The sequence below is a fragment of the Acetoanaerobium sticklandii genome (assembly GCF_000196455.1).
In the GTDB taxonomy this organism is placed as follows: Bacteria; Bacillota; Clostridia; order Peptostreptococcales; family Filifactoraceae; genus Acetoanaerobium; species Acetoanaerobium sticklandii.
The window spans coordinates 1,442,175-1,454,633 of record NC_014614.1; the positions used below are offsets into that span (position 1 = coordinate 1,442,175).

Here is a 12,459-nt window from a genome sequence, read left to right on the forward strand (position 1 = left end):
TTTTATGTTAATTTAAATATGCAGATAATAAAAATTTATGAGGTGATAATATGCCAGCAATTTTAGAATGTGTACCTAATATAAGCGAAGGAAGAGATTTAGAAAAAGTTGAAAAAATTGTAGATGCTATCAGAACAACAAAAGACGTTAAGCTTTTAGACTACTCTTCTGATAAAGATCACAATCGTTCTGTTATAACATTTTTAGGAGAGCCTAATGCTGTAGCAGAAGCTGCTTTAAAGCTAGCAAAAGCTGCAACAGAATTAATTGATATGTCAACACATACCGGTGGCCATCCAAGAATGGGCGCGGTTGATGTAATGCCGCTAATCCCTATCAAAGACATTACTATAGAAGAGACTATAGAGTTATCAAAAAAATTAGCTGAAAGTATAGCAAATGAATGCAACATGCATGTTACTTTATACGAAAACTCTGCTTCAGCTCCACATAGACAAAATTTAGCCGATATAAGAAGAGGTCAGTACGAGGTTATGGCTGAAAAAATTAAGGAGGATATGTGGATTCCAGACTATGGACCTAATGAATTCAATCCAAAAGCTGGAATGGTTGCAGTTGGAGCTAGGCCTCCACTAATTGCATATAATATTAACTTATCTACAGATGACGTAAAAATAGCAAAGAATATTGCCAATGTAATAAGAAGCGCTAAAGGTGGATTTGTATTTTGTAAAGCAATGGGTCTTCTAATTGAAGAAACAGGAAAAGCTCAAGTATCAATGAACTTAGTTAATCCTGATTACACTACTATTTTTAGAGTTTTTGACATGGTAGAAAGAGAAGCTCATCGTTACGGCGTTAGCGTTACTGACTCTGAGATAGTTGGTTTAGTTCCAATGAAAGCACTTATAGATACAGCTATTTATCATCTTAAGTTAGACAACTTCTCTATGGATCAAGTTTTAGAAACAAGAATATGGGAGTAGGTGGAATAAATGAAGCTTATAGATATGAATCTTAAAGATTTTGCAGATGAAGTCGAATCATTATCTCCAGCCCCTGGTGGTGGTTCATGTTCAGCATATAGTTCACTAGTCGGAATATGCTTATCGAGAATGATGGCTAACTTAAGCTTTGGCAAAAAGAAATATGAGCTTAATGAAGAAAACATAAAATTAGAGGTAAAAACCAGCTTTGAAGCTCTTAAAGAAATTAAAGATGAGATGCTATCACTGGTAGATAAAGATACTGAAGCCTTTAATGAAGTTGTAAAAGCAATGAAAATGCCAAAAGAGACTGATGAAGAAAAAGCTCTTAGAAAAGATGCTATCGATAATGCAACATGGCAATCAATAGATGTTCCTCATAGGGTTGCAGTACTCTCTTTAGAAGCAATGAAAAAAATGTATCCTATATATAAATATGGCAACGAAAATGCTTTGACTGATGTAGGTGTAGGGTATTTAATGTGTGCTACTGGAGCCGAGGGTGCAATTTTAAATGTAAAAATTAATCTAGGCTCTGTAATGGATATTGAAAGAGCGAAAAAATTAGAGCTAGAGTGCAATCAATTATTGTCGGAGGTTACAAATCTTAAAAACGAAGTATTGGTATCAATTCACGATAGACTTAAAATATAATCGAGGTGAATATAATGTCTGCTGATTTAATTTTATATAATATAGGAGAATTGTTCTGCCCTATTGATAATAATGAGCCTCTAAGAGGACAGGCTATGAACACAGCTAAAATAATGCATAATGCGTATATCGCTATAAAAGCTGGAAAAATTCAAGCTATAGGTGAAGGTGAGGTTCCAGAATCTCTAATTTCTAATGAAACCCAAAAAAGAGATTTATCAGGACTTACTGTTACTCCTGGATTAATAGATTCTCATACACATTTAGTTCACGGCGGAAGTAGAGAAAATGAATTTAGTATGAAGCTTAACGGTGTAAGTTATCTCGATATCCTAGCTGCAGGTGGCGGAATACTAAGTACAGTAAATGCTACAAAAACTTCTACCTTTGATGAATTGTATACTAAAGCTAAAAAAAGCTTAGATACAATGCTTATTCATGGTACTACTACAGTAGAAGCAAAAAGTGGGTATGGTTTAGAATGGGAAACTGAAGAAAAACAACTTAAAGTCGCAAAAAAATTAAATGAAGATCATCCAGTAGAAGTGGTTTCAACTTTTATGGGAGCACATGCTATTCCTACTCAGCTCAAAGAAAATCCAGAAGAGTTCATAAAAGAACTTACAGAATTTATGATTCCTGAAGTATCAAAACATTCACTAGCAGAATTCTGTGATGTATTTTGTGAGCACGGAGTGTTTAGTGTAGAACAGACTAGAACAATACTAAAGTGCGCTAAAGAAAATAATCTAAAAATAAAAATCCACGCAGATGAAATAGTGTCGCTTGGTGGAGCAGAACTTGCTGCTGAAATGGGAGCACACAGTGCTGAGCATCTTATGGCAGCTTCTGATGAAGGCATTTCTTTAATGGCAAAAAATAATGTAATTGCTAACCTTCTTCCAGGAACTACTTTCAGTTTAATGAAAACATCGTATGCCGATGCTAGAAAAATGATTGAAAATAATTTGGCTGTTGCTCTTTCAACTGATTACAATCCTGGAAGCTGTCCAACAGAAAACATCCAGCTTATAATGCAGTTAGGTAGCCTTGCTATGAAAATGAGTCCAATTGAAGTATTTAATGCAGTAACAATTAATGGTGCTCATAGCTTAGGAAGAGGACATGAAACTGGAAGCTTCGAAGTTGGTAAAAACGCTGACATCGTAGTCTTCGATGCTCCAAATATAGACTATATACTATATCACTTTGGTGTTAACCATGTTAAGGAAGTATATAAAAATGGAAATCTTGTTGTACAGGATAGAAGAGTAATATAAATTAAAGGATAATTTCTATAGATTAATTAATCATAATAGAAATTATCCTTTTCTATTTTAATCAATATATTAAAGCCCAATAAAAATCGGAACAAGAATAGGAACTAGTATCGAAAGTATTAACCCTGTTACAAAAGCAATAATTGCAGTTTTCCCATCAGTAGCTTTGGATATAATTGGCAAAGTCGTATCCATGGCAGTTGCACCAGCTGGAGCTACTGCCTCATTAAATCCTATGTATTTAGCAACAAGTGGAATACTCATAATTGCCAAAATCTCTCTACTGACATTTGTCATAAATGATAAAGCACTAAGCTCAGATGAATATGGAGCTATTATAATAGCAGATAAAGAATACCAACCAAAACCAGCTCCTATTGCCGCTGATTCATTGACATTGTATCCAAAAATTAGTCCACATACTACCGCTCCAATAATACTGCCAAATGCAACAAGTATTGGAGTAGATATAGCTTTTATACCGATTTCTTTTATTTGTGAAATTACATCTTTATTTTTTCCAATATCTATCCCTACGAAGAATAATAAAGCACATAATCCTATATCCATAAAATTTGTTATAAGTCCTACAGAATCACCTGCAAAAAATTTACCTGTAAAAATCCCTAAAACTACTGCAATTATTATTTTAAATGTCAAAGCCTTCACCTGCTTTCTGAACTTCCTTTTTGCTAGAAAACGTTAATGTAAGCAATTTGTTGAAAATTAGTACAAAGAAAACGCTAAAAATTATAGAGAATACAGCAAATGCAGCTGATTTAAGTCCAATAGTAGAAAATGAACTCATTACTTTTTCATTGGTTCCCATGCTGATACCCATAGCAAATAATAAGAATAAAAGACAAATGAGTTGTATTAAATCTAATTTATTCAGGATTTTAGAGCTTAACTTTCCACTCCTACCAACTAGTACGCCCACAAACATTAAAGAAACATACAATAAAATTCTAAAAACCATCGTATCTCCTCCTTGTAGTTTATATCTTTATCATATCAAATTTATTGCTATAACCCAACCCCATTAATTTAATTTATATCGTTATATCTATATATTTTAATATTTAGTAATATTAACTATTTACTTTTTATTCATTTTGCTATAAAATTATTTTATGATTTTAATTAATCTTATCTATCGATTAGGAGGTCTTTTATGAAAGCAATCAGTATTAGTACCGAAGCTCTAACTGAGCTGAGAAATATACTTCAATCAAAAAAATTAGAAAGCAACTCTATAAGAGTATTTCTATCTGGAATGGGATGAGGCGGCCCATCATTTAACCTTGCTCTGGATGAGCAAAAAGATGAAGATTTAGTAACTAATGTAGAAGATTTTAATTTTTTAGTTGAAAAGTCTTTAAACGATCAATTTGGAACATTTGAAATAGAATATTTCAATGAAAATGGAAATACTGGTATCTTTGTTCAGCCTTCAAATACTGGCGAGCAAAGTGGTTGCTCAAGCTGTAGTGGATGTAACTAATATTTCATTATATTTTCAAAATAAAAAGACAAGAATCGCTCTTGTCTTTTTATTTGTAATTTTTTTATCTTAAAGAAGTTCTTTTTCAATATATTCGCTTGTGAATCCTTTTAAAAGAGCTCCATAACCCATTCTAAAAGTTATTATATCTCCGACCTTATATGAAGTGTTGCTGTCAGAAACATCAACTATTAAATGATCAGAGCTAGCTCCTAGAATTTCAAGCTTATCATCTATTGGCATAAGCGAAGAAATGTCTGTATCTTGTTGTCCAATGGCTAATATAGCTCTTTTTCTAATTCCTTTATCTTCGTAATATGGTTTATTTCCAAAAGCATCAACACCAATTTCTCCAATTGGAAGTGATGGTTTTTCTTTAAGCTCTACAATCTGGCACTTAAGTTCAAAGACATCGTTATTCATACCGATAATGTCTTCGCCGTAAGCGGTTTCTCTACCTAGAAGCATAGACTCTCCCACGCGGAGATTTGTAATTCCTTCAGGAAGCTCGCCTTTATCAATAAGATAAATAGAGCTAGAATTTCCACCGGAAACAATTGGAAGCTCTAGATTAAATTCTGTTCTTAGTTCATCTGCAATATCACATAATCTAGATAGATTATCATTTTTAGGAATAACGGCGCCATAACAAGTGAGATTAACTCCTATTCCTTTTATTTCTATATTCTCTAGCTTTATAATTTCTTTAATGTTTTCTTTCAAATCTTCAGCTTCAAAATAACCTTCTCTTAAGTCTCCTAAATCTACCATAATAATAACTGAGTGTACTTTATTAAGAGTCTTAGCAGCTTTATTCAAAGCCTTTAAGGTATCTAATTCAGAATTCATACTTATGTCAGCATACTTAACTACATCTTCAACCTCACAAAGCATAGGAATGCGAAGTAGCATTTTTTTTGTTTTTAAATCTTTAAGTTTCTTTAAATTTTGGATTCTCGAATCCGCGAAATAGTCAACTTCTACCGAATCTAGCTCTTTAACTATGTCATGATTTGCACACATAGACTTTACTACTAAAGCTGTTTTGCATCCACCTTTTTCGCAAAGATTTTTAATGAAGGTAGCATTATCTCTTAGCTTATTAATATCTATTGTAATTTTAGGATACATCTTCTTCTCCTTTTAAAAAGTATTTTTCGTCAATTTCTAAGCTATCACACATAAGCTTAAATGCAGCATCCTTGTGCACCTTAGAAAGAACCCCTAAAGATGCCATTATATAATGATTGTCAATTAATATTTCTGCTTCAGCAGTAGGAAATAGTAAAAGACCTGTGTGATTATTTTTAGCGATTGACTCAATTATTGATACTCTATTAGGAAGTCTAGTTAATGCTCCACCTGTTCCTACAATATACCTAACTTCCGATAAATCTTTACCTTCTGCCAGAGATGATCTACCCGAAGGGCCATAAACATTTCTGATTTTGCCAGCATGTCTTTCCACCGCTCTTAAAACAGCTTCTTTTGTCAATCTTTCGACAAATTTCACTTCATCAGGGTTCTTAGGTATAGCCTTATAGGTTTGCATTATATTGTCAATGTTTAAACTAAGTTCTTTTTCAAGTATTTCTTTGCCAATTTGTTTAACAATATTAGGCATATTTACAAATACTCCTAAATCGCCTTCAACTGTTCTCTTTGCAAGAGGTTCTGGACTCACAAGTATTCTTTCTACCTCTTCCGAACCCTTAGTTACAGAATGCAAATCTGTAGTAGCTCCTCCTACATCTAGAACCATTACATCGCCAATTTTTTCATACAATAATTTTGAGCTTTCCATTACTGCTCCAGGTGTTGGAATAATTGGACCATTAACTAGGTCTCTAACGTGTTCCATACCTGGTGCATGAATGATATGCTCTTCAAATGCATCTTGAATAACTTTTCTTGTAGGTTCAACATTAAGCTCGTCTATTTTAGGATATACATTATCCACAATATAAAGTTTGTAATTTGTACCTTCAAATATTAATTTGATTTCTTCTTGATTTTCAACATTTCCTGCATAAATAAGTGGAATAGGCAAATTAAGGCCTGCTAATAATTCTGCATTATAAATAGCTGTATCTCTCTCTCCATAATCCACTCCACCTGCTAGCAAAATTATATTTGGATGAATTTCTTCGATTTTTTTCAAATCTGTACGTCTTAGTTTACCAGCAGTAACTTGATGAATAATTGCCCCGGCTCCAAGCGCAGCTTCTTTAGCTGCCCTTGCAGTCATGTCATATACAAGTCCATGAACTGTCATTTTAAGTCCTCCAGCCGCACTAGAGGTAGCAATCATTTCTGTATATTCAATTGACTGAGCATTTAAACTCCCCGCCAAATCATCAATAGCACTATTTAAGCCAATTCTAACATCACCTTCTAAAACTGAAGTAGGTGCTTGTCCTTGACCCAGAAAAACTGGGTCAGGACTATTTATATTATTGAAGGCATTTACGACTGTCGTTGTTGAACCTATTTCAGCAACTAAAACATCGATTTTCATTATTTCCCTTCTCTCATCTCTCTTCTTTTCTTAACAAGGAAAGTTGCAACATGAATACCTTTTGAACCTCTACCAAATCCCGCATCCACACCTTGCTTAACTGCAACCTCTGGAGTAACCTGAGTTCCTCCGCATCCGATCATAATCTTATCACGGATACCTTTTTCTACAGCTAGCTCATGAATGCGCTTCATATTTTTATAATGGATATCATCATGACTGATAATAGTTGAAGCCAATATAGCATCTGCTTTTAATTCTATAGCAGCATCTACTAGCTTCTCAACAGGTACAGATGTTCCTAGATAATGAACTTCAACACCATATTTTTCAATACCGCCATGTTTAATATCTATTACTTCTCTTAGACCAACTGAATGCTCATCTTCTCCTACAGTTGCCGCAACTATTTTAAGTGGAGTTTTTTCGATATCTTCTCTTATTTCATCTTCAGAAAGTATTTCTGGCTCTGGAGGAATAACAAGGCTGTTGATATCTATGCTAAATGGAACTCTTCCTTTTAACTCTATTCTAGTTCCTTCAGCTTCTTGCATTACTTCTCTGTTAATAACTTCGACTTCTTCTAAGTTCATCTTTTTAGCAAATTCAATAGCGGCAAATTCTGCTACTCTTTTACTAGTTGGAAGGAACATAGTTAAAAGAACTGTACCGTCTGCTTGCCACTCAACTTCAGGTTTAATCATTGAGGAATGTCTAAACTCTTTAGTTTCTTCCATTCTAACGTTAACGTTATCATTTTCATCTAGCTCATCGATATATACAATTTTTTCTGGTACTTCTAAAGTACAACCATCGATTAACTTTGAAGGTTCAGATACTAATGCCTCGTCGTATTGCTTAACATTGTTGTATCCAAAGTGAGCTGTAACTGGAGCCATATAGTCTTCATCTCTCTCAAATACAGTTCCTGCACCAATTCCTCCATTTATTTGTCTTGCGATTCCATCTCCATTTCTTTCTGGATAGTACCCTGAGTCAACAAAGAATCCTTGCTCAACAGCATTGAAATATCCGCCAGCTTCAATTATTTCTTCCATAAATAGAACAGCTCTTTCTTTAAGCTCTCTTACTGTGTCGCCAAGAACGCCTTCTCTTTTAAGCTGAACCATATCCATTAATCCATCCATCCCAATTAGAGCTTGTTTTGCTGTATCGCAAGCTTCTATATTGTATATATGCCAAGGAACGTTTCTTCCCTCGTCAGGAGTAATTGTAGATTGAATATCTGCTCTTGTAAGTTTAGATATAAGAAGATTTAGAACATGAGTTACAGTAGCTTCTCTAGTAGATGCTTCCATATACTTTGTATTCATCTGTGCTCTCATTCTATATCCTTCAAACATCTCTCTAAGTGCCACTGCATATGGTAAATCTAAATACATAGACGGTGCTGGTGGAGCAGTAGGAGGAACTGTAGATAAGCAGATATTTGATTTTTTCATTCCAACTTTAAGCGAGAATATTGAGTTTAACGCATGCTGAACCATAAGTTCAGGCATTACTTTCCAAGCTTCTCTAGCTGTAGCGTTTGCATTATGCGCTCCATCTATCTGAGCCATATCAGCCCATGCCATGATAGTTTTTGATTCGCAAGCATCTATAAAAGAACGAATCATATTAATATTTCTGTATAGTACGTTGTATTGTGGATCTTGGTGAGCTCCATTAACTCCTTCTTCAGCAAACATAACTGCTATATCTGGACCTGCAACTCCAGAAACATATGAATGATAGTTAATTGGTCTTCCTACTTCTTCTTCAATTAAATCAAGGGCTTTACGCTGAGCTCTAACTTGCTTTCTAGTTATAGGTACTCCACCAATCCCTTGAGGAGTTCCTTCAATTAAACCATCGTAGTGAGATTGTCCAGCTGTACGGATAACCATTATATGGTCAGCTCCATGCCAAGCAGCCATTCTCATACGCCTAATATCATCTTCAAATCTTCCTGAAGCAATCTCTGTTGTGATTACTGGAAGTGGTTGTGGATCGATATCACCAAAATATTTTGCTGATGGTAGTGCAACACTATTTTCTAAAGGAGTAGAAGCATCTTTATAAATAAAAGGTCCCATTTGAAGATTTTCAGCTGGCTGTCTCCATGTCCAACCTCTTCTTTTTGGAGTATATTTATCAAGGTCTTTTAATATATTTTCAACGTCAAGTTTTTCATTAACTCTTAACTGTAGATCTTTTTCCATTATTTTACTCCTCCTTTGAAAATTTGAATAGCATCATCCCAGTACTTGCCTTCACTTAATGCAAGTCCAGCTTCTCTAACAGAGATATTTTTTTCTTTCGCTATTTTGTAAACTATATGACCAGCACCTTTTCCCATAAGCCCTCTATCCATAGTTTTATCTACTATTGCTTTAGCTTCTAAAGATGAGAATCCCATACGAAGAAGTACAGATCTTTCAATTGAAGGAGTTGTATTCTTTTTCCCTAAATCCAGTAATGGATCAACTATTTTTTCTGCCATTTCCCAAAATCTTGTTTGAAGCTCTTCGTCGCTTAAGTTAGCTAAATGAGCTCTTCTTTGTTGAAAATCGTCTGCTCTTTTCATTCTAATCCTCCCTAAAATAAAAACTATTTTATTAACCCTTTATTTCTTTAATAGTAGCTTTAACAAATTCTGTATCTGATTTAGTTTCCTTAACTAGGAAATCAATGTCAGAATCATCTAATTTTGCATCAGGATAATTAGCTAATGCATTTTTTATCAGTGATTTTCTAAGTTTATTCATTTCATGGTCAACTGCTTTTATCATGCCAGGATTTTCTGGAAGTATAATGTTTATTCCAGCAACTTCTTCTTTTGGGTTACCGAATTTAATATCTATTCCATTATCTCTAGCAAAAGCTAGTTGAGGCTGAATATGCTTACCAGCACCAGTGTATTCAGTTTCTTGTACTACAATTATCTGGTCCTTATCCATTTCTTGCGCTAAAGAAAAAGCTGCTGCTAATGCAGTATTCCCTGCAGGTCCTTTTTCAAGTCCTTCTAAACTAGCAAGTGTCTCTGTGATATAAAAAACTTCACCTTGATTAACCGTAACATATCTATCCATGTAGCGAAGTGGTCTCGCCGCTGATCTTGGAACATCTGATCTATCAGGCCATGTTGCAAAAGGCATACCAAATCCAGTATGGCTAGTAGTAAAGGATTTCTTATTAAATTGAGTATCTGACGCCATATGAAGCCCTTGGAGATTTACACTTGCAGCCACGACTTCTGACTGTGCTCCAGCTTTAATAAGACCTCTAGCTGTACCTGTAAGATTTCCTCCACCCGCATTTGAACAAACAACTACATCTGGATCCTTGCCATAAGCCTCTCTAAATTCAACTGCAAGCTCATATCCTAAAGTCTCTACTCCAGCTATTCCAAATGGAGTATACAATGAAGCGTTGAAATATCCTGTTTCTTCTAAAAGCGATAAGAATTTATAAAAAAGCTCTGGACCAACTGATAGCTGAACTACCTCTGCACCAAGTGCTTCACATTTTCTTGCTTTTTCGATTATCTCAGGCTGGCCTACTCCTTTTGAGTCATAGCATTCTTGTACAATAATACACTTTAATCCTGCCATTGCTGCTTGTGAAGCAACTGCCGCACCATAGTTTCCGCTTGTGGCAGCTATAACACCTTTATATCCTAATTTTTTTGCATGATATACAGCATTAGCAGCTCTTCTAGCTTTAAAACTTCCAGATGGATTTCCAGCTTCATCTTTTATAAATATTCTAGCTCCTTTTCCTGGCGCTGCATATTTTCTTGCTAATGCTGTTATATTTCTAAGCTCTAAAACTGGAGTTCTTCCTACTCCTGTAGAGTATTGGATTTTTTGCATTTCTTCTAAGGTGTATCCAGTTTCTCTCATCATTTTTTCATAGTCGAAAGATAAAGAGCCACTTTCAAAAGTAGTATAATCTATGCCAATAGCATTTTTCATTATCTCATTTCTTCTTGACATAACGCCACTGTATGACATGTCCTTACTCATTTCCTTCACCTCCAAAAGTAATTTCTCTAACCTGCTCAGAAATTTTTAAAAGCTCAGGAACGAATTTTCCGAAATCATGAGTATAATATGGATTCACTTCTAAAAGCTTTCCTTCTTCTACTCTTTTAGTTCTTGTAGTAATTGATACTTGATCTCCGATTTGAGCATCCTCATTAAGATAGCCTTTAATCCACATCTCAAGAGGTACTTTTTTAGTATCATCAGGAACTTGTGGCGCTCTTTCTTCAGGAGAAAGAACTATCTTATGGATTAGTACCCAATCACCTTTTTTTGCCATTTTAGTCACTTCCTATTTTTTTATATATTTTTATTTTACGATTTTAGCTTCTTCAGATATTAAATCTCTAAAGTCTCCCATGATTGCTCTTGGTACTGGTAAATCTATCATAGTATGAAGACCTGGTCTTGCATTTATAATTTGAGGAATCATATTAACGCACATTGCTATAGTTCCAATTCCTCCTGGAACCTCTGGTGAGTTAACCATGTTTATATTTGGTACACCGTTTATAATTACATAATCGCCTGTTTGAACTCCAACTTGCTCTGGCTCGATTTGTTGTGGATGATCCATTTCAATCTTAAGCTCACCATCAACGTATCCAAATCCTTTCATTGCGCATCCAGCAACATTGCCAGCTTTAGCAAATCCATATGGTGATTTTCTATCTACATCAGTTACAATTGGCTCCATACTTTGAGTAATTGGCGCGCTGAGCTTCCATCCAATTGCATCTGCAATCATTCCAATAGACTCATGGAAACCAACGTGACCTGCTAGAGTTCCTTCTTGTACTCCTTTGTTAAACTCTTCAACTGTAATTCCTATTCCTTGCTCTTCCATTACAGCAGGTCCAAATGGAGAAAGGCTGTTTACTCTTCTTGATAAAATTGAATGAACTTCTTCACAGCATCCAGTCATAAGTATCACTAGTAAATCCATAATAAGACCAGGATTAATTCCTGTTCCAAGAACAGATACTCCATTTTCTTTTGCTAATCTGTCTATTTCTTTTGCTAGCTCTGGCTCTTGTGCCATAGGATATGCCATTTCTTCTGCAGATGAAATAACATTAATTTTCTTTTCTACTATAAATTTTATTTTATCAAATGCTTTTCTTGTAAATGAATCTGTGCAAAGTAAAACTACATCCGCAGCTTTTTCTGTTATAACATCTTCCATAGCTCCAACAATTACATCTTCTCTATCTCCTCTTGGAGTTGAAATATGATCATACATGCTAGTTCCTAGCATTTTACCTCTACCTACAACCCCAACGATTTCTACTCCTTGTTTCTTTAATAGCATATCGGCCATTCCTCCGCCCATAGCTCCTAGACCCATTATTATTACTTTAACTTTTTCCATTATTAATTTCCTCCTCCTTATATAAGTAAATAATCATATTTAACACACATCTTTTGTTAATAGCAATATCAATGCCAATATTTTATTATTTATAATTTTGCTAATTTTATTTAAAATTAATAACGTCTTAGGTGGTTA

12 protein-coding genes are annotated in these 12,459 nt (G+C 34.6%); 3 read left to right on the plus strand and 9 right to left on the minus strand.

Annotation, left to right across the window (positions count from 1 at the left end; genetic code table 11):
• Positions 1–50 precede the first annotated feature (50 nt).
• Genes ftcD through hutI form a run of 3 tightly spaced genes read left to right on the plus strand, consistent with a single transcriptional unit; the run spans position 51 to position 2,881 of the window.
• Positions 51–947 (plus strand): glutamate formimidoyltransferase, encoded by an 897-nt coding sequence (ftcD, locus tag CLOST_RS06575; RefSeq protein WP_013361495.1) that lies wholly within the window; start codon positions 51–53, stop codon positions 945–947.
• A 9-nt stretch (positions 948–956) separates the two neighbouring features.
• Positions 957–1,601 (plus strand): cyclodeaminase/cyclohydrolase family protein, encoded by a 645-nt coding sequence (locus CLOST_RS06580; protein WP_013361496.1) that lies wholly within the window; start codon positions 957–959, stop codon positions 1,599–1,601.
• Between the two features lie 14 nt (positions 1,602–1,615).
• Positions 1,616–2,881 (plus strand): imidazolonepropionase, encoded by a 1,266-nt coding sequence (gene hutI / locus CLOST_RS06585; protein WP_013361497.1) that lies wholly within the window; start codon positions 1,616–1,618, stop codon positions 2,879–2,881.
• A gap of 69 nt (positions 2,882–2,950) precedes the next feature.
• On the opposite strand, the gene CLOST_RS06590 is transcribed toward hutI, so the two are convergent.
• The 9 genes from CLOST_RS06590 to ord all read right to left on the minus strand — a co-directional run bounded on the left by CLOST_RS06590 (position 2,951) and on the right by ord (position 12,321).
• Positions 2,951–3,550: a LysO family transporter gene (locus CLOST_RS06590; RefSeq protein WP_013361498.1), complete on the minus strand. Its 600-nt coding sequence runs from the start codon at positions 3,548–3,550 to the stop codon at positions 2,951–2,953.
• Positions 3,531–3,860: a LysO family transporter gene (locus tag CLOST_RS06595; RefSeq protein ID WP_013361499.1), complete on the minus strand. Its 330-nt coding sequence runs from the start codon at positions 3,858–3,860 to the stop codon at positions 3,531–3,533. Before CLOST_RS06595 ends, CLOST_RS06590 begins: the two co-directional genes overlap by 20 nt.
• Positions 3,861–4,454: 594 nt before the next feature.
• Positions 4,455–5,516, minus strand: coding sequence for an ornithine racemase Orr (orr, locus tag CLOST_RS06600; RefSeq protein WP_013361501.1), 1,062 nt, complete (start codon positions 5,514–5,516; stop codon positions 4,455–4,457).
• Positions 5,506–6,903 (minus strand): GlmL-related ornithine degradation protein, encoded by a 1,398-nt coding sequence (locus CLOST_RS06605; RefSeq protein ID WP_013361502.1) that lies wholly within the window; start codon positions 6,901–6,903, stop codon positions 5,506–5,508. The genes orr and CLOST_RS06605 overlap by 11 nt, the downstream gene beginning before the upstream one ends.
• Positions 6,903–9,125, minus strand: a complete 2,223-nt coding sequence (gene oraE, locus CLOST_RS06610) for a D-ornithine 4,5-aminomutase subunit OraE (protein ID WP_013361503.1) — start codon at positions 9,123–9,125, stop codon at positions 6,903–6,905. Before oraE ends, CLOST_RS06605 begins: the two co-directional genes overlap by 1 nt.
• The gene (locus CLOST_RS06615) at positions 9,125–9,490 is read right to left on the minus strand and encodes an ornithine aminomutase subunit alpha (protein WP_013361504.1); all 366 of its coding nucleotides are present in this window, start codon (positions 9,488–9,490) and stop codon (positions 9,125–9,127) included. The genes oraE and CLOST_RS06615 overlap by 1 nt, the downstream gene beginning before the upstream one ends.
• Before the next feature lie 31 nt (positions 9,491–9,521).
• Positions 9,522–10,931, minus strand: coding sequence for a 2-amino-4-oxopentanoate thiolase subunit OrtB (gene ortB, locus CLOST_RS06620; RefSeq protein WP_013361505.1), 1,410 nt, complete (start codon positions 10,929–10,931; stop codon positions 9,522–9,524).
• Positions 10,924–11,229: a 2-amino-4-oxopentanoate thiolase subunit alpha gene (gene ortA, locus CLOST_RS06625; protein ID WP_013361506.1), complete on the minus strand. Its 306-nt coding sequence runs from the start codon at positions 11,227–11,229 to the stop codon at positions 10,924–10,926. The genes ortB and ortA overlap by 8 nt, the downstream gene beginning before the upstream one ends.
• A gap of 30 nt (positions 11,230–11,259) precedes the next feature.
• Positions 11,260–12,321, minus strand: coding sequence for a 2,4-diaminopentanoate dehydrogenase (gene ord, locus CLOST_RS06630; RefSeq protein WP_013361507.1), 1,062 nt, complete (start codon positions 12,319–12,321; stop codon positions 11,260–11,262).
• Between the last annotated feature and the right edge of the window lie 138 nt (positions 12,322–12,459).